Annotated in this window: 27 protein-coding genes and 3 pseudogenes; 18 read left to right on the top strand and 12 right to left on the bottom strand. The window is 59.0% G+C overall.

What is annotated here, in order from left to right:
• The first annotated feature begins 4 nt into the window (after positions 1-4).
• From ACA062_RS20060 to ACA062_RS20045, 4 genes and pseudogenes are all read left to right on the top strand, one after another.
• A complete protein-coding gene (locus ACA062_RS20060; RefSeq protein ID WP_497452657.1) occupies positions 5-1381 on the top strand; it encodes an IS30 family transposase in 1377 nt (458 codons plus the stop codon).
• A pseudogene (locus tag ACA062_RS20055) lies at positions 1380-1676 on the top strand (integrase core domain-containing protein); the annotation flags it as partial. The gene ACA062_RS20060 and the pseudogene ACA062_RS20055, both read left to right, overlap by 2 nt.
• 49 nt (positions 1677-1725) lie before the next feature.
• Entirely contained in the window at positions 1726-2556 is an 831-nt protein-coding gene (locus ACA062_RS20050; protein WP_497452656.1) for a DUF6396 domain-containing protein, read from the top strand.
• 399 nt (positions 2557-2955) lie between these two features.
• On the top strand, positions 2956-3651 hold the full coding sequence (locus tag ACA062_RS20045; RefSeq protein WP_497452655.1) for a phosphoribosyltransferase: 696 nt from the start codon (positions 2956-2958) through the stop codon (positions 3649-3651).
• A gap of 6 nt (positions 3652-3657) precedes the next feature.
• Here ACA062_RS20045 and ACA062_RS20040 read toward each other — a convergent pair whose 3' ends face one another.
• The 3 genes from ACA062_RS20040 to ACA062_RS20030 form a co-directional block, all read right to left on the bottom strand.
• A complete protein-coding gene (locus tag ACA062_RS20040) occupies positions 3658-4200 on the bottom strand; it encodes a YdcF family protein (protein WP_497452654.1) in 543 nt (180 codons plus the stop codon).
• A gap of 111 nt (positions 4201-4311) precedes the next feature.
• The gene (locus tag ACA062_RS20035; RefSeq protein ID WP_497452653.1) at positions 4312-5049 is read right to left on the bottom strand and encodes an IclR family transcriptional regulator; all 738 of its coding nucleotides are present in this window, start codon (positions 5047-5049) and stop codon (positions 4312-4314) included.
• Between the two features lie 42 nt (positions 5050-5091).
• A complete protein-coding gene (locus ACA062_RS20030; RefSeq protein WP_497452652.1) occupies positions 5092-5847 on the bottom strand; it encodes an SDR family oxidoreductase in 756 nt (251 codons plus the stop codon).
• Between the two features lie 204 nt (positions 5848-6051).
• Here ACA062_RS20030 and ACA062_RS20025 point away from each other — a divergent pair, with 204 nt between their 5' ends.
• Positions 6052-6621 carry a YceI family protein gene (locus ACA062_RS20025; RefSeq protein WP_497452651.1) on the top strand — a complete coding sequence of 190 codons (570 nt, stop codon included), beginning with the start codon at positions 6052-6054 and terminating at the stop codon, positions 6619-6621.
• Between the two features lie 42 nt (positions 6622-6663).
• On the opposite strand, the gene ACA062_RS20020 is transcribed toward ACA062_RS20025, so the two are convergent.
• Positions 6664-7269 (bottom strand): M15 family metallopeptidase, encoded by a 606-nt coding sequence (locus tag ACA062_RS20020; protein ID WP_497452650.1) that lies wholly within the window; start codon positions 7267-7269, stop codon positions 6664-6666.
• Between the two features lie 308 nt (positions 7270-7577).
• On the opposite strand from ACA062_RS20020, the gene ACA062_RS20015 reads away from it, so the two are divergent.
• Positions 7578-9179 carry an esterase/lipase family protein gene (locus ACA062_RS20015; RefSeq protein WP_497452649.1) on the top strand — a complete coding sequence of 534 codons (1602 nt, stop codon included), beginning with the start codon at positions 7578-7580 and terminating at the stop codon, positions 9177-9179.
• A gap of 215 nt (positions 9180-9394) precedes the next feature.
• On the opposite strand, the pseudogene ACA062_RS20010 reads toward ACA062_RS20015, so the two are convergent.
• Positions 9395-9509 (bottom strand): annotated as a pseudogene (locus ACA062_RS20010) (LysR substrate-binding domain-containing protein); the annotation flags it as partial.
• Positions 9510-9634: 125 nt separating this feature from the next.
• Between ACA062_RS20010 and ACA062_RS20005 the strand changes: the two are divergent.
• Both ACA062_RS20005 and ACA062_RS20000 read left to right on the top strand, forming a co-directional pair.
• A complete protein-coding gene (locus tag ACA062_RS20005; protein ID WP_497452648.1) occupies positions 9635-10504 on the top strand; it encodes an RHS repeat-associated core domain-containing protein in 870 nt (289 codons plus the stop codon).
• A gap of 203 nt (positions 10505-10707) precedes the next feature.
• Positions 10708-11433 (top strand): GNAT family N-acetyltransferase, encoded by a 726-nt coding sequence (locus tag ACA062_RS20000; protein WP_497452647.1) that lies wholly within the window; start codon positions 10708-10710, stop codon positions 11431-11433.
• Positions 11434-11852: 419 nt separating this feature from the next.
• On the opposite strand, the gene ACA062_RS19995 is transcribed toward ACA062_RS20000, so the two are convergent.
• Positions 11853-12791 carry a class I SAM-dependent methyltransferase gene (locus tag ACA062_RS19995; protein WP_497452646.1) on the bottom strand — a complete coding sequence of 313 codons (939 nt, stop codon included), beginning with the start codon at positions 12789-12791 and terminating at the stop codon, positions 11853-11855.
• Positions 12792-13045: 254 nt separating this feature from the next.
• On the opposite strand from ACA062_RS19995, the gene ACA062_RS19990 reads away from it, so the two are divergent.
• The 5 genes from ACA062_RS19990 (at position 13046) to ACA062_RS19970 (ending at position 16190) form a co-directional block, all read left to right on the top strand.
• Positions 13046-13654 carry a cytochrome b/b6 domain-containing protein gene (locus ACA062_RS19990; RefSeq protein ID WP_497452645.1) on the top strand — a complete coding sequence of 203 codons (609 nt, stop codon included), beginning with the start codon at positions 13046-13048 and terminating at the stop codon, positions 13652-13654.
• The gene (locus ACA062_RS19985) at positions 13651-14436 is read left to right on the top strand and encodes a molybdopterin-dependent oxidoreductase (RefSeq protein WP_497452644.1); all 786 of its coding nucleotides are present in this window, start codon (positions 13651-13653) and stop codon (positions 14434-14436) included. Before ACA062_RS19990 ends, ACA062_RS19985 begins: the two co-directional genes overlap by 4 nt.
• A gap of 72 nt (positions 14437-14508) precedes the next feature.
• Complete coding sequence (locus ACA062_RS19980) at positions 14509-14805, top strand: pentapeptide MXKDX repeat protein (RefSeq protein ID WP_497452643.1); 297 nt, start codon at positions 14509-14511, stop codon at positions 14803-14805.
• A gap of 156 nt (positions 14806-14961) precedes the next feature.
• Positions 14962-15369, top strand: a complete 408-nt coding sequence (locus ACA062_RS19975; RefSeq protein ID WP_497452642.1) for a response regulator — start codon at positions 14962-14964, stop codon at positions 15367-15369.
• Between the two features lie 152 nt (positions 15370-15521).
• Positions 15522-16190 carry an HAD-IA family hydrolase gene (locus ACA062_RS19970; protein WP_497452641.1) on the top strand — a complete coding sequence of 223 codons (669 nt, stop codon included), beginning with the start codon at positions 15522-15524 and terminating at the stop codon, positions 16188-16190.
• Between the two features lie 107 nt (positions 16191-16297).
• Here the strand turns inward: ACA062_RS19970 and ACA062_RS19965 are convergent, their stop codons facing one another.
• Both ACA062_RS19965 and ACA062_RS19960 read right to left on the bottom strand, forming a co-directional pair.
• Positions 16298-16957 (bottom strand): methyltransferase family protein, encoded by a 660-nt coding sequence (locus ACA062_RS19965; RefSeq protein WP_497452640.1) that lies wholly within the window; start codon positions 16955-16957, stop codon positions 16298-16300.
• A 203-nt stretch (positions 16958-17160) separates the two neighbouring features.
• Entirely contained in the window at positions 17161-18108 is a 948-nt protein-coding gene (locus ACA062_RS19960) for a GlxA family transcriptional regulator (protein ID WP_497452639.1), read from the bottom strand.
• Between the two features lie 125 nt (positions 18109-18233).
• Between ACA062_RS19960 and ACA062_RS19955 the strand changes: the two genes are divergently transcribed.
• Positions 18234-19055 carry an SDR family NAD(P)-dependent oxidoreductase gene (locus tag ACA062_RS19955; protein WP_497452638.1) on the top strand — a complete coding sequence of 274 codons (822 nt, stop codon included), beginning with the start codon at positions 18234-18236 and terminating at the stop codon, positions 19053-19055.
• A gap of 75 nt (positions 19056-19130) precedes the next feature.
• Positions 19131-20060 (top strand): pyridoxal-phosphate dependent enzyme, encoded by a 930-nt coding sequence (locus ACA062_RS19950; protein WP_497452637.1) that lies wholly within the window; start codon positions 19131-19133, stop codon positions 20058-20060.
• A gap of 68 nt (positions 20061-20128) precedes the next feature.
• Here the strand turns inward: ACA062_RS19950 and ACA062_RS19945 are convergent, their stop codons facing one another.
• Positions 20129-20446, bottom strand: a complete 318-nt coding sequence (locus tag ACA062_RS19945; protein WP_128870907.1) for a DUF2388 domain-containing protein — start codon at positions 20444-20446, stop codon at positions 20129-20131.
• Positions 20447-20677: 231 nt separating this feature from the next.
• Between ACA062_RS19945 and ACA062_RS19940 the strand changes: the two genes are divergently transcribed.
• Positions 20678-21616 (top strand): cyclase family protein, encoded by a 939-nt coding sequence (locus ACA062_RS19940; protein ID WP_497452636.1) that lies wholly within the window; start codon positions 20678-20680, stop codon positions 21614-21616.
• A 71-nt stretch (positions 21617-21687) separates the two neighbouring features.
• Here ACA062_RS19940 and ACA062_RS19935 read toward each other — a convergent pair whose 3' ends face one another.
• Together ACA062_RS19935 and ACA062_RS19930 are read right to left on the bottom strand one after the other, a co-directional pair.
• Entirely contained in the window at positions 21688-22176 is a 489-nt protein-coding gene (locus tag ACA062_RS19935; RefSeq protein ID WP_497452635.1) for an RES family NAD+ phosphorylase, read from the bottom strand.
• Entirely contained in the window at positions 22173-22682 is a 510-nt protein-coding gene (locus tag ACA062_RS19930; protein WP_497452634.1) for an Xre family toxin-antitoxin system antitoxin, read from the bottom strand. Before ACA062_RS19930 ends, ACA062_RS19935 begins: the two co-directional genes overlap by 4 nt.
• A 181-nt stretch (positions 22683-22863) precedes the next feature.
• Between ACA062_RS19930 and ACA062_RS19925 the strand changes: the two genes are divergently transcribed.
• Both ACA062_RS19925 and ACA062_RS19920 read left to right on the top strand, forming a co-directional pair.
• Complete coding sequence (locus ACA062_RS19925) at positions 22864-23652, top strand: SDR family oxidoreductase (protein WP_497452633.1); 789 nt, start codon at positions 22864-22866, stop codon at positions 23650-23652.
• Between the two features lie 103 nt (positions 23653-23755).
• The gene (locus ACA062_RS19920; protein ID WP_497452632.1) at positions 23756-24352 is read left to right on the top strand and encodes a DinB family protein; all 597 of its coding nucleotides are present in this window, start codon (positions 23756-23758) and stop codon (positions 24350-24352) included.
• On the opposite strand, the pseudogene ACA062_RS19915 reads toward ACA062_RS19920, so the two are convergent.
• Positions 24273-24839, bottom strand: a pseudogene (locus ACA062_RS19915) (LysR substrate-binding domain-containing protein); the annotation flags it as partial. The gene ACA062_RS19920 and the pseudogene ACA062_RS19915 overlap by 80 nt on opposite strands.
• Positions 24840-24849 lie beyond the last annotated feature (10 nt).

The raw sequence follows: 24849 nt of genomic DNA, 5'->3' as shown, positions 1-24849 counted from the left end.
CTGGATGCAAAAGTTGACGGGACGTGGAGCGATGCGTTCGCCAGGTGCGCCGTCACTTCGTAATGAAATCGAGCGGCTGTTCTGGAAACAAATCGCAACCGGGATCACAAGCGAAAAAGCAGCGGAGGCTACTGGCGTATCATCAGCGGTAGGCACACGCTGGTTCCGTCATCGGGGCGGGATGCCATTGTTCATGTCTAACCAGATATCCGGAAGGTACTTATCGTTCGCAGAGCGAGAAGAGATTGGGCTGCTTCGGGCGAAAGGTGTTGGCGTACGTGAGATTGCGCGTCTCCTTGGACGAAGTCCGTCGACAGTTTCACGGGAACTGACACGTAATGCTGCAACTCGTTGCGGTCGGCTTGAGTATCGAGCTTCAGTCGCACAATGGAAGGCAGAACTGGTTGCCAAAAGACCGAAGCCAGCGAAACTGTTGGCTAACCCGCGGCTGTGTCACTACGTGCAAGACCGTCTGGAGGGTAAAGTTCAGGGCGCTAATGGTCGCGAGATTGTTGGGCCTCGACAAGCTCCCTTCAAAGGCCGAAATAAACCACATCGCAGTGACCGTAAATGGGTCAATGGCTGGTCGCCCGAACAGATTACCAACCGGCTAAAGATCGATTTTCCGGACGATGAATCCATGCGCATCTCTCACGAAGCCATATATCAGGCCCTCTATATTCAGGGGCGAGGAGCTCTTAAGCGCGAGCTAGTGAGCTGCCTGCGCACAGGGCGAGCGTTGCGTGTGCCGAGAGCTAGGGCGCAGGCCAAAACGTGGGCGCACGTCAGCGAGGATGTCATGATTTCCAGTCGCCCTGCTGAGGTGGAAGACCGGGCTGTACCAGGGCATTGGGAGGGAGACCTGATCATCGGCCTGAACCGATCCGCGATTGGAACGCTGGTCGAGCGCTCAACTCGATTCACCATGCTCGTCCACCTGCCTCGCGAGGAAGGTTATGGGTTAACTCCTCGAACGAAGAACGGCCCGGCGCTGGCCGGCTACGGGGCTGTCACTATGGCCAACGCACTGAAGAAAACGGTGACTGACCTACCCATCGAGTTGTGGCGATCTTTGACTTGGGATCGTGGAAAGGAACTATCGGATCACGCTCGATTTACCATCGAATCCGGAGTGAAGGTCTTCTTTGCTGACCCGCATAGTCCATGGCAGCGCGGCACGAACGAGAATACGAACGGTCTTCTGCGCCAATACTTCCCGAAAGGTACCGACCTGTCTCGCTGGAGTGCCCAAGAGATCCAAGCCGTAGCCCATGCGTTGAACACAAGGCCTCGAAAAACATTAGGCTGGAAAACACCTGCCGAAGCACTAAACAAGTATCTAAAATCAATTCAACAATCCAGTGTTGCGACGACCGGTTGAATCCGCCCAGTATGCGAGTCGTTTATTTCGCCAGCGGCTCTGGCGCTATCGCATGCGCCAGAGCATGAGTCGCCGAGGGAATTGCTGGGACAACGCGCCAATGGAGCGCGTGTTCCGCAGCTTGAAAACGGAGTGGATACCGACCACGGGTTACCGAACGGCTCAAGAAGCCCAGCGCGATATCAGCCACTTCTTGATGCATCGGTACAACTGGATTCGACCCCATCAATTCAATGGTGGGCTGACGCCAGCTCGGGCCGAAGAAAAATTTAACGTCGTGTCCGGGATTAGTTGACCACTACATTCTGAAGAACGGATCAGCTGGACTGAAGCAAGATACAGAAATGGCACTGCGTTACCACAGCAAGGCTGCGGATCAGGGTAGTGCAGAGGCGCAATATTACGTGGCTGACAAATTGGCGCCAAAAAAGATTGCTCCTGCGGTTGCTCGGCAGATGCGTAAATGCGCCGCTGAACAGGGACATGGTAAATCGGCCGTCATGCTATCGCTCTACCTCCAAGAAGAACAAAAATATAACGAAGCTATGGAAGTCCTACAGAGGGGCGTGGCTGCCGGTAATGAGAATGCCGCCGGCCGTTTGGAAGAAGCATTTCGGGGACACTCTCCCTCAAATGAATTGTATTACCTAGGCCAAGAGGAAGACCTCGAACGCGCAGAGCGCTACGAAAAAATCTGGAGGATGCTCGCGAACTATTCTTACGCCAATCCTTCGGTCCCCGAAATCAACGAAATCCTCCCGCTGCCACCGGCCCAGCTACCGCCGTGGGACGGCAAACTCCTATGGCTCGAAGCACGCTTGGCCAATGTCCCACCGCAAAAGCCTAGCGAGGCATTGATCCATCAATTAGCCAAGGACAAGAGCCTAGACCCCGCTACCGGTCGACCATTGCCCGACTCACCAGCTTTCATCCAAGCCACATACCCTTGGCCAACTTGCCAGAGCGGCCAAGCCTGCCCGCAGACCGGCTATTGGAAAGCCGAACCAATCTACTATTTTCGCGCGAGCATCCAGGGAACCCCTATCCGTCGTTTTAAAAAGGGCGAAATGATGCCAACCCAGGAGGTCACGAGGTACCAGCGCCGTATCTTGCTAGCCGACCGAATCACGGTTCAAGTGGAAAACGTTAGTTGGAGATTGTTCGGTGAGGCCTAAATATCGAGCGCGGCGCTGGAGCGCAATTCATCTTCAGTGACGGCGGCGCGGGCACGGCCGGTCTTTGGAACGGTTTTGACGCCTGTGTCGCCACTATCGAAATAGGCATTTCAGTTTCGACTTTCCGTGGCGCAAGGCAGTACTGATACGTAAACGGAGTGTCTGTTGAGCCGACAACAAATCCTCAGTTGCAGACGGTGACAGCATCAGAAGAGGGAACCGCTGATAAAGACGGGTAGATACCTCGGCATAACCGAAGCCGTTCAGAAGCAGTGCTGTCCACGGGTGGTCCAGTGGATTTCAAGACTGAGCTTGATGCCAACCCCCGTCAGACCGACAATCCATTAGACGACCCCGTGATGTAAACCAACAGGCGTGATCGCCTGAGGAGGCGTTCAAATGAGTTCCTCATCGCCACTCATCTTGCAAGACCGCGCCGCAGCCGGTCGACGTCTGGTGGAGCCGCTGCTGAAGTACGCGCACAGACCCGATGTCATCATCCTCGCCTTGCCCCGTGGCGGGGTGCCGGTGGCTTATGAAGTGGCCACTGCCCTGGAGGTGCGGCTGGACCTGATGCTGGTGCGCAAGCTGGGCGCTCCTTCCAATCAAGAGTTCGCCATGGGCGCTATTGCCAGTGGCGGCATTCAGATCCTCAACGACTATGCGCTACGGGCGCACCCGATTAATCAGGCCACGTTCGATGGCGTGGTCGCACGGGAAACCCGGGAGTTGTTGCGGCGTGAGCAGGCGTATCGGGGAGCTCGCGCGCCGGTGCAACTCAAGGATCAGGTGGTGATCCTGATCGATGACGGCCTGGCGACAGGCGCCTCGATGATGGCGGCGATCCAGGCGGTGCGTTTGCAGGCGCCGTCGCGCATCGTCGTGGCCGTGCCGGTGGGGCCGATCGAGACGATGGAGGCGTTGCGCCGTGAGGTGGATGAGCTGATCTGTCCCGTCGTACCTGATTGGTTCATGTCGATCGGCCATTGGTACATGGATTTTTCCCAGACCGCGGATGCAGAGGTCATCACGTTGTTGCAGCGGGCCTGGCAGAGAGAGTCCCCTCTCGCTCAACAGCCTTCCGATCATGAGTGACCAAGGTCAGGGCCTTTGCTGGACCCGAGCATCGGGATGGGGGTACAGGACGTCACCGATCATGACGCCTCCTTGCGCCACGAGGCGCTCCAGCGCAACCACCTCGTGCTTGCCGATTGCGTCGTCCAGATTCGTCGAATCGTCTGCGGCAAAAAAATCGACACGGGCAGTTGGATCAAGACATTCAAAAATGTAGCGGCAACGTGTCAGGTGAGAACTCGAGGTGACTACCCCGTAGTCCGGACAACCGCGTTGCTGCGCAAAGGCGATGATCATCCAAATGTCTTCCACCGTATTGGAGCTAAGCAGATCAGCAGGTGTCGCTCTATCAATCGCTGCGCCTCGATTGAGCAAGCACTGGTGCACCAGCTCGCGGTGTGGCGTGTTGGACGTGTTGAAATGATCGCCAAACCCGCCCGTAGCCAGGAGAACGACATGGGGCTGCGTTTGCTGCAATTGGACCGCTTTCTCAATTCGTCCAATTGCAATGTGTGAAAGCTCGCCATCGGCACTATTGGGGGATGCAAGAATGAATACGGTTTTTTTCATTTCAGTCCCCAAATCAGCGTGTGGCAGCGGCGGTTGACCCAGGGTTCCGGATGCAGGTGCAGCCTTGAGAATCGCAGCTGCCCAAGGCATGCGGCGACTCAGGCCATGACCTTACTGAGGTATCAACCGGGTCTGAGCCTGCCTGGCAATTGCCCGGGCACAGGCCTGGATCGCTTCTACAGCCTGGCCGGCATCCAGGGCATGGAAACGATAACTGGGCATACTGACGCTGACGCACCCCACAACCCCTAGCGCAGGGACAACAATCGGACAGCCGTAGCAACAGATATCGTCCTCGTTTTCCTCCAGGTCCGTGGTGTAGCCCCTGGCTGCACTGATCTCGATCTCGGCGAGCAACTTGTCCATCTGGGTAATGGTGTTGCTGGTGAGTGGGCGGACAGTGATCGCTGAAAGCAGTTTCTTCACTTCCTCGACCGGCTGTTGTGAAAGCCATGCCTTGCCCACCGAACTGGAATACAACGTGACACGGGTGCCTATCCTCGACGCCATGCGCACCGTACGCCGGGACTCCAATTTGCTGATGTAGATCATTTCCAGGCCACTGCGCATGGCCAGGTGGACGGTTTCATCCAGCCTGTCGCGCAGCTCAATCAGGTAGGGGTCGGCGATCGCGCGCAGATCAGAACCTTCCCAGGCTTTGTAAGCCAGACTGATCAGCCGTGGACCGAGGGCGACTCGACCCTCGGCGCCTGCCTCCACCAGCATGCCTTCAGCCAGCAGCGCCGCGACAATGCGGTGAGTGGTGGGGCGAAGGTAGCCCAGCGCTTTGGACAGCTCGCCCACGGAAGGCGATTGCGGCGCGTCCGAAACGGCCTGGAGCACGTTCATGAACTTGGTGAACGCAGCCGTTCCACAGGTATATGCGCCGAATCAGGCATGCGCGGTGTTCTTGAGCCAGCTTTCAAACCGCGTCGCCCCGAGGATTGGACTATCTCCCGGCGTCAGCGACTGATCGTTGACCGGCGCACCGAAATACGGAACGGTATCGTCCGACACCGCCTGGCGCGGATCCTTGATGCGTTGCAGGTACTCCCTCACGAACTCCACCAGCGGTCGGCGTTCGGGACCGGCCACTTCCACGGTCTGATTGCTCGGCATTTTCAACGCGATGTCGGTCAGTGCGGCCGCCACATCGATCGAGGCCACCGGTTGCAACGCGGCGGACGTCAGGTGGATGGTGTCGCCGTCCTCGCGACCCGAGAAGGCAATGGCACCGATGAACTCGAAGAACTGCGTGGCCCGCAGGATGGTGTAGGGAACACCCGATGCCTTGATGAGTTTTTCCTGGGCCATCTTCGCCCGGAAGTAGCCGCTGTCGAGCATCCGTTCGGTACCGACGACGCACAACGCAACATGGTGTTTGACGCCGTTGACTTTCTCCGCGGCCAACAGATTCTTCCCGGCCGTTTCGAAAAAGTGCAGCGCCGCGTGGTCTTCGAAGGAGGGTGAGTTGGCCACGTCGACCACCACGTCGGCTTCGTTCAATGCGTCGAGCAGGCCTTCGCCACTGATGATGTTGACACCGGTACTGGGTGACGCCGCCAGGGTTTCGTGCCCCAGCGCCTGCAGGTTTTTGCACAGTTGGCTGCCGATCAGGCCGGTGCCGCCGATGACGACGATTTTCATGGTCGATTTTCCGTTTCGGTGGGTGCTGCATTCATTAAACACCCGCTCGGCAGGAGTGTCGGGCGCACCCATGCGCGGACCGACAGGTGGTCGGAAGTCCGCGCGCCAAGTGGAATAAACCGCGTTTCTTTGCTTTAGTCCACCTGTGGCTGGCCCGTGTGCGCAGCCCCCCGACGCAGCAGGAAGCCCTGACGGAAGAATCCCATGAACCTTCGATTTTCACCTTCCGCCGCCTGGGTCGCCGTACTCGCAGTCGCGGCCTTGCCCTGCGTCGAGGCGGCCGAATATACCCAGGTCAATGCGACTGCCAGCACCATTTCCTTCACCTATAACCAGTTCACCTCACGCGCCTACGGCACCTTTGGCAAGTTCGAAGCCACCCTCGATTTCGACACCGACAACCCCGCCGCCGCGCACGCTGCACTGCGCATCGACCTCGACAGCATCGACGCCGGCAGCAGTGATGCCAACGAAGAACTGCAGAAACCCGCATGGTTCGACACGGCGAGCTACCCGGTGGCGACGTTTGAATCGAGCGGCGTGAAATCCCTGGGCAACGATCGCTACCTGGTCACCGGCAAACTCACGCTCAGGGGGATCACGCGCGTGGTGGAAGTGCCGGTGCAGCTCAAGGCCGACAACGCCATCGGCATCTTCGATGGCCAACTGACGGTCAAGCGCAGCGACTTCAACATCGGCGAAGGCGAATGGGCCGATGGCGTGGTGTCCAACGATATCAACATCAGGTTTCGCATGGTGGCGCCACAGCAGTAGTGTCAGTGCGCTCATGTCTTGGGAGAGTGGATTTCGATCACACTAGACAAAGACTTCCTGACGGTCTGATTTGCGTTTTCTGAGTGCGGCCAGCATATCCCTTTCGGTCATCCCGTTGGCCCAGGAAGGGCGCAGTTGATAGTGGGGCTCATCCTTGAAGCTTTTCCAGTTTCCGCCCCACTCCAGGCCCAGGTCCATCGCCAATACCCCGACGGCTTTGTACTTGGGCGAGTTGCCAAGGTACTTGCCACTTTCAAAAATACCGATATCGAACGCGATGCCGAAGTTATGGTTGGACTGGCCACCTTTGGCATTGGTGACCGGCGGGCCATTGTCAGGGCGACCTTTGGCGTAAAGCGCGTCTTGCTCTTCGTAAGTTCTCAGGCCGCTGATGATCTTGATGTTGATGCCGCTGAGTTTGGCTTTCTGTATGAGTGCAATGGCATAGGGACGTACTTGCGGCAACAAGGTGTCGATGTTCTTTTTACTTTTGGGGTCCAGGTCAGAGGTGGAATCGTCTGCCAGCGTTACGGCTTGATCGGGAACCAGACGTTGCGCAATGGCGATCCAGGTTTGTGGCCCGGGTTTACCGTCGACTTCTACGCCGACAGCGGCTTGAACGGCACAGATCAGCTGTTGGATATCCATTGCTCTGTTCCTGCACTTTGATGTTAATTGAACTTTACAGCAGTTGTTAATATGGGTTTACAGTCCTGCAATACGTTTTATGTGGGGTAATTAGTTAAACGGTAGATGCTGTGACGGGATTGATCAACTTGTCTGGGTTGATATAAGTTGTATCAGTGTCGTTACATATCTGTAACGCTGGTTTATCAGTTTTCAGCGGGTTCAGTGTTTGTCGTTGATGTTTGTTGCTGATACCAGGCGGCTCATCTAAGTTGTCTTGGGAGCCGTTTTCAAGTGCATGACATTGATAGACGGCACGTTCACTTTCTATGCCCGGCAGGCTGTCGGAAAGGAAGGTCGCGATGGCTAAATCCACACGCAAGCCGCAACCCATGATCTTGATCCGCGGGTTCGGCGGACTCAACGTCGAAGACGAGAAAAAGGCCACCTATCAAGGCTTCAATGACGGCACGGTCTACCCCCAGAAACGTGGCGAAAACTATATCTATGAAGGGTTCATCCTCAGGTTCCTGAAATCTTCCTGGCAATACCAGGATGCAACCAATGTTGTCGGCTATTACGGCGAAAATGTCGGCGATACCGCGCCCCCCATTCCTGCTGAATTGAAGGCATTGGACTCGGGCTTTTTCAGCAAAGGCAAGTTGATCATCGATCCGGCCATGGCGTTGCACCTGGTACGCACGGCAAACGACCCTAATCGGACATTGTGGGTATTTCGCTACTACGATCTCAATGACCGCAAAATGGTCGCCTACGGTGCTGCACTGCTGCGGCTGATCGACTTTATCCGGGCCTTGGCCAAGCTCAAGAACCCTGCTCAGCCCGAGCCCATGGTCAATATCATCGCTCACTCCATGGGCGGTTTATTGGCGAGGCAAGCGATTCAACAGACGATTCCGGACGCTAAACGCAACCCAGCCGATCTGATCAACAAAGTGGTGACCCTCGGTACTCCCCATCAAGGCATTGCCTTTCAGATCCTGAAGAAATGGGTGGGAATGGACGCGGAACAGGAGATCGAGCATTTTAATCCCGCGACTCAAAAAGACCCGCACAACCCAACGTCATTTACCCAGTTCGGCAAGCACTTCCCGTTGGATCGCTTGCTGACCGTGGTGGGTACCAACTACAAATCCTACGATGTCGGCTCGGCCTCCCTGGGCAATCGGCTGTTCTCGCTGGGCGACGAATTCGGCATGAATTACAACCGCAGCGACGGCCTGGTCAAACAGAGCTTCGCACAGATTCCAGGGGCGCCACGAACCTTCGTGCATAAGTGCCATGGTGGTTTCGACTCGCTGGTGACGGCCAGGGAGTCATTCGAAATCGCCACGCGTTTCTTCTTCGGCAACGTGAAGGTCCGTTTGAGGATGATCGAAGGTGAAGTGCTGCGCGGCATGGATATGTTCGGCAAGAGCGAGTTCTTTTTCGGCGTGTCGATCAAACCGCGAGGGGTCGATTTCGAACTGTTCCATCAGGGCGCCGATTCGGAAAACTGTTATGGCCCCTTCACCAAGACCAGCCTGACCGACCCGGCGGTGGAATTCGGTTGGGCCGGCCCCGACCGGCTGATCTGGGAGGGTTATCTCAACACCACGCCCATTTTGGAAGATGCCAGCATCAGCAAAAAGGACATGGTCATGCGCGTGGACTTTTATGTCGGCGAGCGCGATCTGTTTGGGGTGGGTTTTTCGGATAACGTTATTTTCAGAAAGCAGTACTACATTCGTGGATTGCTGCTGCCGCCTTACACCATGTTCATCCATGACGGCGAACAGTTTGCGGCGCCTGGTTATGTCGACGATCCCAAGACGCTGATGACAAAAGTGGCCAAGGGATGGGAATTCGACGTGACGGGTACGGGATTCAAGGGACGTTTCAGGATCGAGGTTGAGCAGGTGCCTGAGTGATACTGAATTCGTCAGAGTGGGCGAGGAGGCCAAGGCTTTGGTTTAGCGGTGTTGCCAAGCGCCCCATCGCGGGCAAGCCCGCTCCCACAGTGATCGAGGCTGTTGCACAAATGGAGTGAACAACACAAAACCCTGTGGGAGCGGCGGTGCGACGATTCGACTTGCTCGCGATGGGGCCGGCACAGTCAACACTTCAATCATCTGACCCACCGGCATCAGACCCGATATCGCAACGCCTCCAGCCCCAAGGCAAACGCCGGCGATGCCTGACGCCACCTCGGGTAGTACAGATGACACCTGGGCAAGCGGCGCGCACCAGTCCTCGAGCACGGATGCTGTCAGTGACGCTGCGCGTCACATCCATCGCCCGACACTAGCAGTTCTGCTAGTACCCAGGGCGAGTCAATTGCGCCACAGTAAAACCCTGAATCGTCGCTCCTTCAGGGAACTCCACCATGTCTCCGAACCGTACAATCTTGCTCGCCACCGACCAACAACGCACGGTGTTGAATGCGCTCGACACGTCTCAGCCCAATCCTCTTGTCTACACCGTCTATGGACATCGCCCACCCGAGAGCGGCTTACTAAGCCTGCTCGGCTTTAACGGCGAACGGCCGGACTCGCTGACCGGGTATTATTTGCTGGGCAATGGCTATAGGGCATTTAATCCGGTGTTGATGCGGTTTAACAGTCCGGACAGTTGGAGTCCTTTTGGAGCAGGTGGTGTGAATAGCTATGCCTATTGCTCCGGGGATCCTGTGAACAGAAATGACCCTTCTGGACATGCAGGAAAATTGCTTTGGGCAGCCATGCGCAACAACTTGAAATTCCTGATCGGTCAAGGTGAGCAAAAAACTCGTCTTGTTCGTCAATCGACAAAGTTCCTTAAACAAAGCACAGCAAACAGTGCAATAAAGCGTACAGCTGCGGATGCCTTTCAGGACGTAATAAAAGAGGTGCCCGTACAAAAAGTCGCTCCAACCCCAAGGGCCCCACGGGCGCTTATCTTGGCCCCGCCACCCACACGCCCACGAATCAACCAGAATGCCATTGTCAACCAACCAATGGCGCCAGCGATTGCTGCAAGCCAATTGCAAGCTAATCCCGGTAGCTCTATTCCCACGGCGCCTACGGCGCAAAACTTGGACCTCGCATCTGAATTTCATATAGGTCAAACCCTAATGGCCTTAGCGAATCAAGGCTTATCTTCCGCGCAAGTAAATGCTCTAATAAGGCAAAATGTGAGAGTGATTCCCGCGACGTCCAGCGCAATTAGAGCACCGACAGCACCGATGCGCGGCCCTCAGAACCGTCGGCCTTTCTGATCGTTCTCACGCTCTTCGTCACTAGTGCCCATTCATAACCGCAGCCTTGACCTGTGAAACATGACGGGACACTGGTGACGCAGGGCGTGGGAACGATCATTGCGTCGCGCTGAGTACTTTAGCGAACAAGCCGCCTCGGCACGTTATGATAGGCAGACCCTCGATCAACGCTTCACATCCGCCTCCCGGAGTCAGCCCCTGCAATGCCCCAGATCACCCATTACCAAGCCCCATGCCCAGAGCCGGTCAACAGCCAGATCCTGCAGATGGTCGTCGACTACCTGACCGACATCAGCATGGTCGCGATCCCGCCGAGCAACCTGTTGTACAACCTCTATCAGTACGCGATCGGCTATGAGGTTCATCTCTACCTGGAGGCCTTGAACGGGGCGAAAGGGATTGCCGTGGAGTTGCTGGTCGCGACCGACGATGACGACCCGGAAAAAGTTGTCGGCTTTTTGCTGTACCTGCCGGTCAAGGACGATCCCGAGGCGTGCGGCGTGGCGTACATGGCGGTGCAGGCCGGTTATCGGCGTCAAGGCATTGCCCGGCGGATGGTGCGGGAAATGGTCGGCCGTTATCCCCATGCCGAACTGACCTGCGCTGTGGCCAAGGTGCCTTATTTCGAGTCGATGGGCTTTCAGGTGGTGGGCGTGCGCGGAACTCAGGTGCTGATGAACACCCGCGACCATGGCAGTGAAGGGTTGATGGGGCTGTTGGATGTGGCCTCGATCTACAGCTCGCTGGAGGTGCGGCAGATTCATACCTACCTGCTGCAAAAACATGGCAAGCGGGCGATGCTCGATGCGGAAAAACAGCGGGATCGGCACTTGGACCAGATGGCGCGCAAGGCGCAGGAGTGTGCGCGCGAGCGGCTGGGCGAGGGGGAATGTAGTCAGCGCCCGCCCAGACAACCCGGTCGACTGTAGGAGCGAGCTTGCTCGCGAAAATCGTCCGGAGATCGCGTTCGTTCAGGCAGTGCGCGTTATCGTTGTCGTCCATCGTCGGAACGCCGCCCGGACCAAGCTCGCTCCTACAGAGAATGGGGTTTCGTACCGTTAAAAAAGAGCCTCAACGCTCTTTGATGGGGAGGTAGAAGAGCCCTTGAGGCTCAAGATGCGCGTGAAGCAAGTGGTGAGCTTGTTGGGGTTCAGTGCACTCACCACTTACGCAACGGCTTGCACCAACAAGCGGCTGCGCATAATTATCGTAGAAAGGTGGGGTTGTCCGCTCAAGTACCACTAGTCGCATGATCAAAAGATCGCAGCCTGCGGCAGCTCCTACAGGGTATTGCGTACATCTGTAGGAGCTGCCGCAGGCTGCGATCTTTTGATCTTTTGATCTTCGGCTAGGCCAGCCTGAACACCAGCGCTTTCAACCCGCATTCGACATCCGCATCCGGAAACTCCGGCGGGTTCTCCAGCCGTTGCTCGAAGCGCAGGCTCGGCGCTTCACGCATGACGCCCTCGATCAGGAAATCCGCGCCGAACGCCGGGTCGTTCATGCAGGCCAGCACCGTACCCTGGGCACTGAGCAACTCCGGCAGACGACGCAACACCCGCTGGTAGTCCTTGGTCAGCAGAAAACTGCCTTTCTGAAAGGACGGCGGATCGATGATCACCAGGTCGTACGGCCCCTTGCCGATCACCTTGCCCCAGGACTTGAACAGGTCGTGGCCCAGAAACGTCACCTTGCCCAGGTCATGTCCGTTCAGTCGGTGATTGTCACGGCCACGGCTCAGCGCCGGGCTGGACATGTCCAGGTTGACCACATGGGTCGCGCCGCCTTCGATGGCGGCCACCGAGAAGCCGCAGGTGTAGGCGAACAGATTCAACACGCGCGTGCCCTGGGCATTGGCCCGTACCCAGTCGCGGCCGTAGCGCATGTCGAGGAACAGGCCGGTGTTCTGTTTGCGCCCCAGGTCGACGCGATAATGCAGGCCGCCCTCGGTGATGGTCATGTCCTCGATCGCCTCCCCGAGCAGCCACTCGGTGGTGCTTTGCAGCAGGTAACGATGTTGCAGCGCCAAGGTGTGCGCGCCGGAGGTCGCCCACTCAGGTGATTGAGTGACCTGCAGCAGCCGCTGTTTCAACGCCTCCAGTTGCGCCGCTTCAGGCTCTTTGAACAGCGATACCAGCACCACACCCTGCAACCAGTCCACCGTCAATTGCTCCAGCCCCGGCCAGCAACGACCACGGCCGTGGAACAGCCGGCGGGTTTCTTCCGGGGCGGCTGCCAGGGCTTTGAGCAAATGATCGTGGAGGATAGAGAGCGCGTCAGAGTTCATCGGGCAGGGTCGGCAACAGGTTGGGGCGGCATTTTAAACACAAATGCTCCCCAACGAACCAACAGCGGAAGGCTTTACCAATCCACCGAATAGCTGACCGCCAATCGACGTCCAGGTCTGATGATGGCGATGCCAGGGGAAATCAGGCGAGGTCAGCCCCGGGAGTTATCACGATTAATTTAACTTTACGTGAGGATTCGGCGATCTGTCGGCTCACATACTCGGCTGCAACGATCAACCGCCGGGAACGCATTATGTCGTCGCTACCTGCTTCATCCCATCCACGCTGGCTACGGCTTACCCATTGGCTCAATGCGCTGGCGGTACTGGTCATGGTCACCAGCGGTTGGCGGATCTATAACGCGTCGCCGCTTTACGATTTCAGTTTTCCCGCTTCGATCACCCTGGGCGGCTGGCTCGGCGGTGCGTTGCAATGGCACTTCGCGGCGATGTGGTTTCTCGCCATCAACGGTCTGGTCTACCTGATCATCAACCTCTTCAGTGGTCGTCTGAAACGGCGCTTTTTCCCCGTCTCGCCCCAAGGTGTCCTGCATGACCTGTGGGCTGCGTTGCGCGGGCGGTTGAAGCATGCCGACCCGAGTCATTACAACCAGGTGCAACGGGTGGCGTACCTGTTCGTGATGGCCGACATCGCGCTGCTGGTGATCTCCGGGCTGGTGCTGTGGAAGTCCGTGCAGTTCCCGCTCCTGCGTGAGTTGCTGGGCGGTTACGAAGGCGCGCGGCATGTGCATTTCATTGCGATGGCGTTGTTGGTGGCATTCGTTGCGGTGCATCTACTGATGGTCGCGCTGGTTCCCAGAACGTTGTGGGCCATGATTGTCGGACGCAAGGAGCCCGTATGAAAAAGCGCATCCAGGGCTCTGAGCTGGACGAGTCGTCCATCCTGACCGACGCCCGAAAAATAATTGCCCCGCAGATCGAGGATCGTTCCCGTCGCTCCTTTCTGATGCGCGGCCTGACCCTCGGCGGCGTGGCCATGTTGTCCGGCTGCAACCTGACCGACAACGACAGCGTCGAGACCGCCCTGTCCTCCATGTCCCGGTTCAACGATCGGGTGCAGGGCTGGCTGTTCAATCCCAACGCATTGGCGCCCACCTATCCTGAGTCGATGATCACCCGGCCGTTTCCCTTCAATGCCTTCTACGGCATCGATGAGGCACCGACGGTGGAGGAAGAGGGTTACCGCCTGGAAGTGACCGGGCTGGTCGCCGACAAGCGCAGCTGGCGCCTTGAAGATCTGCGCGCCATCGCGCAGACCGATCAGATCACCCGACACATTTGCGTCGAAGGCTGGAGCGCGATCGGGCGCTGGGGCGGCGTGCGGTTCAGCGATTTCCTGAAGCGGGTCGGTGCCGACACCGATGCCAAATATGTCGGCTTCAAATGCGCGGACGACTATTACACCAGCATCGACATGGCCACCGCACTGCATGCGCAAACTCTGTTGGCGCTGACCTATGACGGCGCGGTATTGCCTCGCGAGTACGGCTTCCCGATGAAGCTGCGCATGCCCACCAAGCTGGGCTACAAGAACCCCAAACACATCCAGGCGATATTCGTCAGCAACACCTACAGCGGCGGCTACTGGGAAGACCAGGGCTACAACTGGTTCGGTGGCAGCTGACGGCGCCCGGCAGTTTTATTGCGCGGCTCACGCTGCGTTCATTAGCAACCTGTGATTCAAAGGAGTTTCATCATGAAAATGTTAACCACCGCGGTACTGTCGATGTGCCTGGCCATGGGCGCTGCCAGCGTGTTTGCCGCCAATGCCATGAACAACGACAGCATGAGCAAGGATTCGATGTCCAAGGACGCCATGAAAAAGGAGGCCATGTCCAAGGATTCCATGAGCAAAGACGCCATTAAAAAAGACGCCATGTCGAAGGACTCGATGAAGAAAGACGAAATGTCCAAGGATTCCATGAGCAAAGACGCCATGAAAAAAGATGCCATGTCCAAGGACGCCATGAAGAAGGACGAGATGGCACAGTAATTCGAACCCTGTTACTCACGGGCTACCGCTTGTAGGGCCCTCGATTTTGTCGTTGCCTGTATCAAAAATGAATTTCCTCGGTGTCCGCTGCTCATACCTGTAAGTAGCGGATTTCAGGCCGCGAAATCATTTACGTAATCAGGGAGTAGCACAGTCATGAGTCCAGTATCGACAGCGGGCGAGACGCTTCCTGGCGGGTTGATTCTTGTGGTTGAGGACGACCCGTTGATTCTGGAGTTTCTCTGCGAAATTCTTCAGGATGAAGGGTTTGTGGTTCAGCCCCAGGCCAGTGCAGACGCCGCATCAGCCTATCTGGAAGGTCATTTCAATGAAGTCCGACTATTGCTGACGGACATCACCATGCCAGGCAAGCTCAATGGCGCGGACCTGGCCAACCAGTTTGGTGACCGCTGGCCGGACAAGCCGATCATGATCATGTCCGGCTTCGAAACCCCCGAAACCTCCGGCGTGAGGCACCGGGTGTCGTTCATCAAGAAGCCCTGGGCGCTCGGGCAATTGCTCGATTGTGTGCAAAGCGCCTTGGCTTCACACAGGCCTCTGTAGGAGCTGGCTTGCCAGCGAAGGCGATGGGTCAGACGACAGATGTGTTGGATGAGAAACCGCCTTCGCTGGCAAGCCAGCTCCTACAGGGGTGGCATACGGAGGTGTAGATTGTAAGACATACCCGTCTGACCCTTGCAAAAGGAAGCTGCCCTTTGCCTGTTCACAATTGCGTCTTCAACACCCCTTACCGCGCTTTTCTATTCGACATGGATGGCACCGTCCTCAACTCCATCGCCGCCGCCGAGCGGATCTGGACCGCCTGGGCCTTGCGCCACGGGGTCGATGTCGAATCTTTCCTGCCGACCATCCATGGCGCCCGCGCCATCGACACCATCAATCGTCTGGCGCTGCCCGGGGTGGATGCCGAGGCTGAAGCGGCGTTTATCACCGAGGCCGAAATCGGGGATGTCGAGGGGATTGTCGAGGTGGCCAGCGCGGCGAACTTCCTCAAATCGTTGCCGGCCAAGCAATGGGCCATCGTCACCTCTGCACCCAAGGCGCTGGCGCGACGACGGATGGCGGCGGCGGGGATACCGGAGCCTGAGGTGATGGTCACGGCCGAAGATGTCAGTGCTGGTAAACCCGATCCTGCAGGGTATCGACTGGCTGCGAGGCGGCTGGGTGTCGAGGTGACCGAGTGCCTGATTTTCGAAGACGCGGCGGTGGGGATTCTCGCGGCCGAGGCGGCGGGGGCGGACCTTGTGGTCATGACATCGACTCACATTCACCCGATCAAGACGGCGCATGCGACGCTGGTCAGTTATGACACGGTGACCGCAGGGGTGGATCCCGACGGTAATCTTCGCCTTCACACCCTCTAACTGTGGGAGACGGGCTTGCCGGCGAAAGCGGTGTATCAGGCAACATCAATATTGACTGTGCCGCCGCCTTCGCTGGCAAGCCAGCTCCTACAGGGGGTTGTGGTGTTTCAGTAAATCCCGGGGATCAACCGCCAGCTACGGGCGCAATAGGCCTCGTATTCACTACCGAACTGCGCCCGCAACAGCGCTTCTTCTGAGTGAATGCGCGCAATCAGCGGGATCATTGTCAGCGCGGCCAGCAACAGGCCGACACCCGAACGAAACGCCAGCGCCCAGCCCACGGCAGTGATCAACATCCCGAGGTAACTGGGGTTGCGCAAGTTGCGATAGATCCCGTCGGTGACCAGGCTATGCCCCGGTTGAATCGCCACCAGTCCACTGAAGCGTTTGCCCAGCACAAACACCGGCCACAGCCGTAGCGCGCCGCCGATGATGAACAGCACGGCGCCGAGCCAGCGAACGCCCTCGCCACCGAAGGTCCAGAATTCGATCCGGTCGGTGTAGGCCGGCAAAAAACCGCTCAATATGCCGATCACCCCGAAGGCCGGGAGCACCCAGCGATTGGCCCGGTCCTCCCGTTCGCCAGAGCTCAGGTTGGCCTCGGTAAACAGTGACGCGATCGCCATCACCAGGGTTGCCAGCACCACGACCACCAGCGGCGCATGGGAAAAAAACGCCGCAAATCCGCCCAGCCCCCACACCGCGAGCCCGAGGTAGGCGAGGGTGGCGACGACGGCGAAAAACGCCAGCCTGGCCGAGATTTTCATGACTGACCTCCCAAGTCACAGTGTAGGAGCTGCCGAGCGCAGCGAGGCTGCGATCTTTTGATCTTGATCTTGATCTTGATCTTGATCTTCGGTGCCCTTCCAGACGCTCAAGATCAAAAGATCGCAGCCTCGCTTCGCTCGACAGCTCCTACGCAGATCCCGAGCAGATCCCGAGCAGATCCCGGGCAGATCCCACGCAGCGCCTACGCCGCGTTGTCAGCCCGGGCATTGCGCCGAATCACCTGGGGCGGCTGGCCGAACGCCCGAAGGAACGCTTCGCGCATGCGCCGACGGTCGCTGAAGCCGGTCTCGACGGCGATCTGATCGAGGTTCAATCGTCCGCGTTCGAGCAATTGGCGAGCGGCTTCCAGGCGCAGGTTCTCGATGGCCTTGGCCGGCGACTGGCCGGTCTCGGCGCGAAAGGCCCGGCTGAATTGCCGAGGGCTGAGGCGCGCCACGTCCGCCAGGTGTTCCACCGACAAGGCCTCGGCGAGGTGTTCCCGGGCATAGCCCAGCACGGTCTGGATACGGTCGGATTTCGGTTCCAGTTCCAGCAGTGCCGAGTGCTGCGACTGGCCGCCTGCGCGGCGGTGGTACATCACCAGCTTCTGCGCCACGGAACGGGCCAGATCGGCGCCGTGATCCTTTTCCACCATGGCCAGCGCCAGGTCGATGCCGGCGGTCATTCCGGCAGAGGTCCAGATCGAACCGTCGATGACGTAGATGCGGTCTTCTTCGACTTTGATCGACGGGAACCGCGCTTGCAGTTCCCGAGCGTACGCCCAGTGCGTGGTGGCCCGTCGGCCGTCCAGCAAACCGGCCTGGGCCAGGACAAAGGCGCCGGAGCAGATCGATGCCGTGCGGCGTGCGGTCTTGACGCTGGCGCGCAGGTAGTTGAGCACCCCTTCGGGCGCCTGCTGGAGGACGGCATCGCCGCCGACCACGATCACCGTATCGAACACCCGCTCGTCGAACGCCTCGGTGCCGACACTCAGGCCACCGGAGGCACGTAGCAGGCGGCCGTGCTCGGACAACACGCTGACCTCATAAAGCGCTTCGCCAGCGCTGAAGTTGGCGTATTCGAACACCGGCATGGCCGCCAGCGCCATGGACTGGAAACCTTCAAAAACGACAAACGCCACGCAAGTCATCGCCAGTTCCTCAAAGTGTCATGTCCTGAAAACGTACTTTAAACGTCATTTGCGACGCGCGTCAGTCCATTTATAACGGATCACACCCCGGCGAATCTATCGCCTCACTGTGAAGGAAAATCGACATGGCCCTCTCCTCCAAAGGCACCGCACTGATCACTGGAGCCTCTTCGGGCATCGGCGCGGTCTACGCCGAGCGGCTGGCCCGGCAAGGTTACGACCTGATTCTGGTCGCCCGCAGCCGGAGCAAATTGAACGCCTTGGCCAACCAGCTGAGCAACCAGACCGGACGCGCGGTGGAAGTGGTCGCCGCGGACCTGAAAGACAAAGCCGACCTGCTGCGGGTTGAAGAGATACTGCGCCACGACGCGAGCATCACCCTGCTGGTCAACAATGCCGGGGTCGGCGGCGTCATGCCATTGCTGGGCAGCCCGGTGGACGATATGGAAGACATGATCACCCTCAACGTCACGGCGTTGATGCGCCTGGCTTACGCGGTGGTGCCCGGCTTCGTCGCCCGCGGCAGCGGCACCGTGATCAACATCGCCTCGATCGTGGCTATCGCTCCGCAAATTCTCAACGGCGTGTACGGCGGGACCAAGGCCTTCGTCCTGAGCTTGAGCCAGTCGATGCATCACGAGCTGGCCGACAAAGGCGTGCGCATCCAGGCCGTATTGCCCGGCGCCACGGCCACGGACTTCTGGAGCGAGGCCGGCAACCCGGTGGAAAACCTGCCGAAGGAGATCGTGATGTCCGCCGAGGATATGGTCGACGCCGCCCTGACGGGCCTGGCACAAGGCGAGGTGGTGACCATTCCCGGCCTGCACGACGGCGAGCAGTGGGACCGCTATGAAAGCCAGCGCAAAACGCTGTCCGGGTTGTTCGGCAACTCCACGGCGGCACCGCGTTATCGCGAAGACGCTAGTCCTGAGGCCGGGGTGAACTAAGCTTGGCTAAGCAACGTTCACCCTTGGCTCGTTGAAACGATCGAGGAGCCGGTGGCGTGCCAAAAGGGAGCCACCATGCTTCACATCAGAACACCCTTGATTCTGCACCCGGGCCTGTCGACCCCGACCCGACGCATCTGGCTCAAACTGGAAAACCTGCAACCCAGCGGCTCGTTCAAGCTGCGCGGCATGGGGCTGTTGTGCACCCAGGCCAAGGCTGCGGGCAAGCGCAAAGTGGTTTGCCCCTCCGCTGGCAACGCCGGTTTCGCCACGGCCGTGGCCGCCGCCAGCCTGGGCCTGAAAGCCTGCATCGTGGTGCCACACACCACCCCGGAAACCACCCGCGCCAGAATCAGCAAGACCGGTGCCGAAGTGATCGTGCATGGCAAGGTCTGGGACGATGCCAATCAAAAGGCCATGGAGCTGGCACAGGGCGCGCACACCGAGTACGTGCCGGCCTTTGATCATCCGGTGTTGTGGGAGGGGCACAGCAGCCTGATCGATGAAATCCTCGAGGACTGTCCTCAGATCGATACGGTGGTGACGTCGGTCGGAGGCGGTGGCTTGCTGGCGGGTATTCTCACCGGCTTGATCCGCCATGGCCGCATGGACTGCCGGATCGTCGCTTGCGAGACCCGGGGCGCGGCGTCCTTTTCGGCGGCGCTGGCTGCCGGGCACCCCGTCAGATTGCCGCGAATCGATACCGTCGCCACCTCGCTCGGCGCGGCTCAGGTCGCCGCCTGGCCGGTGCAGCACATCCACGATTTTGCTCACCAATGCGTGGTCCTCAGCGATGACGACGCGATCATGGGCGTGGTGCGTTATGCCAACGACCTGCGACAGTTGGTCGAGCCGGCGTGCGGGGTTTCGTTGGCGATCGGCTACCTGGACCATGCGGCGATTGCCGATGCCCGGGACGTGGTGATCGTGGTGTGTGGCGGGGTGAATATCAGTGCGCAGATGGTTGCCGGATGGGCGCGCCTGTCCACTGCAAGCGCAAAGTAGCGTGAAGCGAAGGCAGGGCCGGAAATGTCATTGAAGTTTCACCAGCCCCACCGCGACGTTTTCAGCAGTTATTGACCGGCAGGCGTGCCTTCCTGAACCAGGATGGCTCGGGCCAGGTCTTCATCGCTTGCCTTCAGGCCGGGATTGTTCTGACGCACCTGCTGCAACACCGACTCCAGGTAAACCCCACGAATGGTGCCGCCACTGGCCACGAAGCTGGAGGCGTCATCCCGGGCGGGAATCATCATTTTGTCATCCTTGAAGGTTGAATACAGGGACGCGGAAAGACCCGCCGAAGTGGCGACATCGCCTGCATCCACATCGGCCAGGGCCGAACCGACGGGCAAGCAGAGCACTAGCGAGGAGATGAGAAACAGACGGCGCATGACGGAGTCCTCCGAAAGCATGAAGCGTAAAGGAAGTGTTACATAATTTAAGATGCCTGATGGCACTCAGGAGTTCCTTGCCGCAAAAACTATCACTTCGACCAATAACCGCGAGGCCCATCACGCGATCCACTCGTGACAATCCAGAACAATTGTATTGCCCGTACCTGTCTGTTTCCCCCCGGCACGGCTGCGTACCTTGGGTTCACTGTAACCAGACAAGGACTCCCCATGCTCAACCGATTGGTACTGCCGTTTGCCCTGTTGTTTACCCTCAATGCCGCCCACGCCACGGACGCGGAAAAATGGTTTCCGTCGAAATACGGCGCCAAGGATGAGATCGGCGCGCTGAATCTGTTGAACGCCGAGTCGGTGCTCAACGCCGCGAAACTGATCAAGACCGGCAAAACCTACCCTTTGGCCGTGCCCATCGATAAAAACCTGCCGGCCTTCCGCCATCGCAGTTTTCACCTGACCAACATCCAGCCCGGCGAAGCCGGCGGCACCACCCTGGGCCCGAACAAATTCACCTTCAACGATGAACTGGTGGTGGGCTGGACCGGCGTCGGCACCCAACTCAACGGCATCGGCCACATCGGCATCGATAACGTCTATTACAACGGCAACCGCGCCGCGGACTTCGTGACCGTGGAAGGGGTGGAAAAACTCGGCATCGAAAAAGTCCCACCGATCGTCACTCGTGGCGTGGTGCTGGACATGACAGCTGTATACGGCAGCGCCATCGTGTCGGAGAAAACCGAGTTCAGCGTCGCCGACATCCAGAAAGCCCTGGACCTGCAGGGCATCACCATCCAGAAGGGCGACGTGGTGCTGTTCAACACCGGCTGGCTGGAGTTGCTGGGCAAGGACAACGAGAAATTCCTCGCCGTGGAACCGGGCATCGGCATGGCGGCGGCCAAGTGGCTGGCGGACAAACAGATCGTCGCGTTCGGCGGCGATACCTGGGCCTCGGAAATCTACCCGGGCAAAGACGGCCAGGAGTTTCCGGTCAATCAGTTCATGCTGGCCAAGAACGGCATCTACAACCTCGAGCTGATCGACAGCCGCGCGCTGGTCCGGGATAAGGCCTGGACGTTCATGTTCGTGCTCGGACAGCCGCTGTACAAGGGCTCGACCCAGGTCAACATCAACCCGGTGGCGATTCGCTGAGCCCCCATGGAAATGAGTGGTTTTGGCACGCCCCCGAACCGAAAAGCTATCCAGTCAGGCGTCTCTCACGTTTACTTTAGCAACCGGGTGTCCAGGCCGAAGCGCTCTTGGGAGACAAGCTTGAATTTATCGGCAGCCAGGTCGCAGCTCACCAGTAAATTCCACGAATGGTGAGTGACTGCGCAAGGGATAAGCAGGAACGGATGCCGGGCCAGCAGCTGATCGGCAAACTGTTGCTGATTGGGCGAGGGTTGGGACGGAATGAGCCAGTTCGGGTTTGGCACGTCTTCGGGTTGAACGACGTTGATGAGCGCCGGATCCAGCACTTCGAAACACGTCAGTACGTGAGGCACGCTGTCGAGCGCGTCGAAGCCAAGGTGGGCCGCGACTTCCAGGATGGCCGTGGAGGGGTCGGCCGAAGCGTAAATCACCCGGCGGCCGGGAGGGTTCCAGCGGCCACCGGATTTTTGCGCGCCAATGCCACTGTCCCAAGTGTCCTTGTAGACCTCGCGGTCAAGGCGCCAGGCGTGCCACTTCCCGTCCCAGGGCAAAGGATTCATTGGTAAACCCCGTGTTCAATCCGAGTCAAATAGTCCTCCACCGCCTGGAAGCCCAGCGAGTTGTCGATCAGCTCCAGCGGGACATTTCCGTCGAGGTATTTGCAGGGTTTGCCCAGCCAGTCCTCAGCCAACTGCTGACTGCCAAACACGTTGATGGCGTGTTCCAGGGTCTGCGCATACTGAAAGGCGACCGTGCTCTGCTGCTGGTTCAGGCGTAGCGGTTTTGGCTCTTTCATCAAGCGCTGGACGGTCCTGACGGACTTGCCGGTGATGCGCTGAACAAGGCCGTGCTCCATGTACAGCGTTGACGTGGAGAGCATGTCCCTGACGTCGCTAAGGTCGAAACCTTCCTGCGTGTACCGGATGATCAACAGGCGTGTATCACCTTTTCGGCCATGTAACAGCACCTCGGTCGGCGTTCGGTTGAGGCTCGTTGCCGGCGACACCCTGGCTGTTTTTCCGGTGGGTTTGGCGGCAGGCTTGTCTGCTTGATTCGCTGTGGGCATATTGATTATCTCCATGCGACATTTGGCGTAATGATAACGCCAAATGTCGCAGTATGGGCAATTGCGTTTGTTGGCAACTGTGTACTGCGTCGGGCATTGATCCATCGTTAGAGCATGCCAGACAGTGGTAACGTAAAAACGCACGAGGATTTTCTTCGCACTCAACCAACAGGAGCAGGTCATGGAATTGGGAATAACGGGGCGCTGGGCGATCGTCTGCGCCGCCAGCAAGGGACTGGGGCTGGCCTGTGCGCGGGCCTTGGCGAAGGAGGGCGTCAACCTGGTGATCAATGCCCGGGGCAACGAAACCTTGCAGGCGGCGGCAGACGAATTGCGCCAACTGGCACCCGGCATCGAAGTGCGCACGGTGGCCGGGGACATCAGCGAGCCGGCGGTGCGCGAGCAGGTATTGGCCGCCTGTGCGCAGGTGGACATCCTGGTCAATAACGCAGGCGGGCCGCCGCCGGGCGACTTCCGCGACTGGCAGCGTCAAGACTGGCTGAAGGCGCTGGATGCCAACATGCTGACGCCCATCGAGCTGATCAAGGCCTGCGTCGACGGCATGGCCGAGCGCGGTTTCGGGCGCATCGTCAATATCACTTCCGGCGCGGTGAAGGCGCCGATCGATGTGCTGGGCCTGTCCAATGGCGCCCGTAGCGGGCTGACCGGTTTCATCGCCGGGCTCGCGCGCCAGTCCCGGCTGGCGGGCAACAACGTGACCATCAACAACTTGCTGCCGGGGCCGTTCGAGACCGAGCGCCTGCACAAGACCCTGAGCGCCGCCGCCGACGCCAATGGCACCAGCGTCGACAGCATCGGCGAACAGCGGCGCAAACAGGTTCCGGCCCAGCGCTTCGGCCAGCCCGATGAGTTCGGCGCCTACTGCGCGTTCATCTGCAGCGCCCACGCGGGCTTCCTCACCGGGCAAAACCTGTTGCTCGACGGCGGCAGTTACCCCGGAACGTTCTGATTTTTCTGGCCCGGCAAGGGTGTACCGATGATCAGCGCCGGTAATGCCGTTCGTCGAAGCGGGCTATGCTTGGCAGTGCGCCCATTGAAGTGGGAGACCTCTGATGATCAACGCACGCACTGCCCGCATGCTTGCCGATTACAAACGCTGGGCCGATCAACGCCTCTTCGACAGCCTGGCCGCCTTGCCACCGGGCGAGGTCAATAAAGATCGGGTCTCGGTCTTCAAGAACATGATCGGCACCCTGAACCACATCTACGTCGTGGACTGCATCTGGCAGGCCCACCTCGAAGGCCGAGGGCACGGCTTCAAGACCTCACACGATCTGCTGCATCCCGAGCTGGCCGAGCTGCGCGTGGCGCAAAAGGCCATCGATCACTGGTACTGCGACTGGAGCGAACGGCAGACCGATGAATCGCTGGACCAACCCGTCGAGTTCAGCTTTGTTTCGGGCGAAAGCGGCACCATGAGCGCCGGCGCGATGCTGCTGCACGTGGTCAATCACGCCAGCTATCACCGCGGCTGGGTGGTGCAGATGTATTTCGAGATTCCGGCCATGCCACCGGTCACGGACCTGCCGGTGTACCTGCGCGAGTCCGATCAGGTGTATTTCCGCCCGCTCAATGCGCCGGCAGTGGCACGGACATGTGGCGTACAATTTTCGAACGCAACCAGCGTTCTGCCGGATCGTTATCGTTGACCCCGTTCCAGACCATGGACAGTTCGGACAGGTTGATGCCAAACGGCGGGTCGTCGGCCCGCAACTGGCTGCTGCCCTCGATCAACGCGCACGCGGCGTAGTCCGGCACCGTGGCGAGCATATCGGTGCCTGCAAGCAAAGCGCGCAGGCCGGCGAACTGCGGCACCGCCAGCACCACCCGGCGTGAACGTCCGATACGGGCCAGGTCGTTGTCGATGGCACCGGTCAAATCCCCGGAAAACGACACCAGCGCGTGGGGTCGTTCGCAATAGTCATCCAGGGTCAGGGTGCCGGGACGGTTGTCGCCACGCAGGATCTTGACGCTCAGGTCGCGCAGCTTCTTGCGCTTGGCGTTGGCCGGCAGTTCCGTGGTGTAGCTGATGCCGACGGAAATTTCCCCGGAGGCGAGCATCGACGACATCAACAGGTAATTCACCCGACGCACCACCACCACCACGTTCTGCGCCTCCTCGCGGATCTGCTTGATCGACAGACTC

The sequence above is a fragment of the Pseudomonas sp. LBUM1679 genome (assembly GCF_059695565.1).
This window is presented reverse-complemented; position numbering and strand designations above follow the sequence as displayed.

Bases quoted from the DNA above. Each gene is read 5' to 3' on its own strand.
- ACA062_RS20060 (WP_497452657.1), top strand. From the start codon at position 5: ATGCAAAAGTTGACGGGACGTGGAGCGATGCGTTCGCCAGGTGCGCCG.
- ACA062_RS20050 (WP_497452656.1), top strand. From the start codon at position 1,726: ATGGCACTGCGTTACCACAGCAAGGCTGCGGATCAGGGTAGTGCAGAG.
- ACA062_RS20045 (WP_497452655.1), top strand. From the start codon at position 2,956: ATGAGTTCCTCATCGCCACTCATCTTGCAAGACCGCGCCGCAGCCGGT.
- ACA062_RS20040 (WP_497452654.1), bottom strand. From the start codon at position 4,200: ATGAAAAAAACCGTATTCATTCTTGCATCCCCCAATAGTGCCGATGGC.
- ACA062_RS20035 (WP_497452653.1), bottom strand. From the start codon at position 5,049: ATGAACGTGCTCCAGGCCGTTTCGGACGCGCCGCAATCGCCTTCCGTG.
- ACA062_RS20030 (WP_497452652.1), bottom strand. From the start codon at position 5,847: ATGAAAATCGTCGTCATCGGCGGCACCGGCCTGATCGGCAGCCAACTG.
- ACA062_RS20025 (WP_497452651.1), top strand. From the start codon at position 6,052: ATGAACCTTCGATTTTCACCTTCCGCCGCCTGGGTCGCCGTACTCGCA.
- ACA062_RS20020 (WP_497452650.1), bottom strand. From the start codon at position 7,269: ATGGATATCCAACAGCTGATCTGTGCCGTTCAAGCCGCTGTCGGCGTA.
- ACA062_RS20015 (WP_497452649.1), top strand. From the start codon at position 7,578: ATGCCCGGCAGGCTGTCGGAAAGGAAGGTCGCGATGGCTAAATCCACA.
- ACA062_RS20005 (WP_497452648.1), top strand. From the start codon at position 9,635: ATGTCTCCGAACCGTACAATCTTGCTCGCCACCGACCAACAACGCACG.
- ACA062_RS20000 (WP_497452647.1), top strand. From the start codon at position 10,708: ATGCCCCAGATCACCCATTACCAAGCCCCATGCCCAGAGCCGGTCAAC.
- ACA062_RS19995 (WP_497452646.1), bottom strand. From the start codon at position 12,791: ATGAACTCTGACGCGCTCTCTATCCTCCACGATCATTTGCTCAAAGCC.
- ACA062_RS19990 (WP_497452645.1), top strand. From the start codon at position 13,046: ATGTCGTCGCTACCTGCTTCATCCCATCCACGCTGGCTACGGCTTACC.
- ACA062_RS19985 (WP_497452644.1), top strand. From the start codon at position 13,651: ATGAAAAAGCGCATCCAGGGCTCTGAGCTGGACGAGTCGTCCATCCTG.
- ACA062_RS19980 (WP_497452643.1), top strand. From the start codon at position 14,509: ATGAAAATGTTAACCACCGCGGTACTGTCGATGTGCCTGGCCATGGGC.
- ACA062_RS19975 (WP_497452642.1), top strand. From the start codon at position 14,962: ATGAGTCCAGTATCGACAGCGGGCGAGACGCTTCCTGGCGGGTTGATT.
- ACA062_RS19965 (WP_497452640.1), bottom strand. From the start codon at position 16,957: ATGAAAATCTCGGCCAGGCTGGCGTTTTTCGCCGTCGTCGCCACCCTC.
- ACA062_RS19960 (WP_497452639.1), bottom strand. From the start codon at position 18,108: ATGACTTGCGTGGCGTTTGTCGTTTTTGAAGGTTTCCAGTCCATGGCG.
- ACA062_RS19955 (WP_497452638.1), top strand. From the start codon at position 18,234: ATGGCCCTCTCCTCCAAAGGCACCGCACTGATCACTGGAGCCTCTTCG.
- ACA062_RS19950 (WP_497452637.1), top strand. From the start codon at position 19,131: ATGCTTCACATCAGAACACCCTTGATTCTGCACCCGGGCCTGTCGACC.
- ACA062_RS19945 (WP_128870907.1), bottom strand. From the start codon at position 20,446: ATGCGCCGTCTGTTTCTCATCTCCTCGCTAGTGCTCTGCTTGCCCGTC.
- ACA062_RS19940 (WP_497452636.1), top strand. From the start codon at position 20,678: ATGCTCAACCGATTGGTACTGCCGTTTGCCCTGTTGTTTACCCTCAAT.
- ACA062_RS19935 (WP_497452635.1), bottom strand. From the start codon at position 22,176: ATGAATCCTTTGCCCTGGGACGGGAAGTGGCACGCCTGGCGCCTTGAC.
- ACA062_RS19930 (WP_497452634.1), bottom strand. From the start codon at position 22,682: ATGCCCACAGCGAATCAAGCAGACAAGCCTGCCGCCAAACCCACCGGA.
- ACA062_RS19925 (WP_497452633.1), top strand. From the start codon at position 22,864: ATGGAATTGGGAATAACGGGGCGCTGGGCGATCGTCTGCGCCGCCAGC.
- ACA062_RS19920 (WP_497452632.1), top strand. From the start codon at position 23,756: ATGATCAACGCACGCACTGCCCGCATGCTTGCCGATTACAAACGCTGG.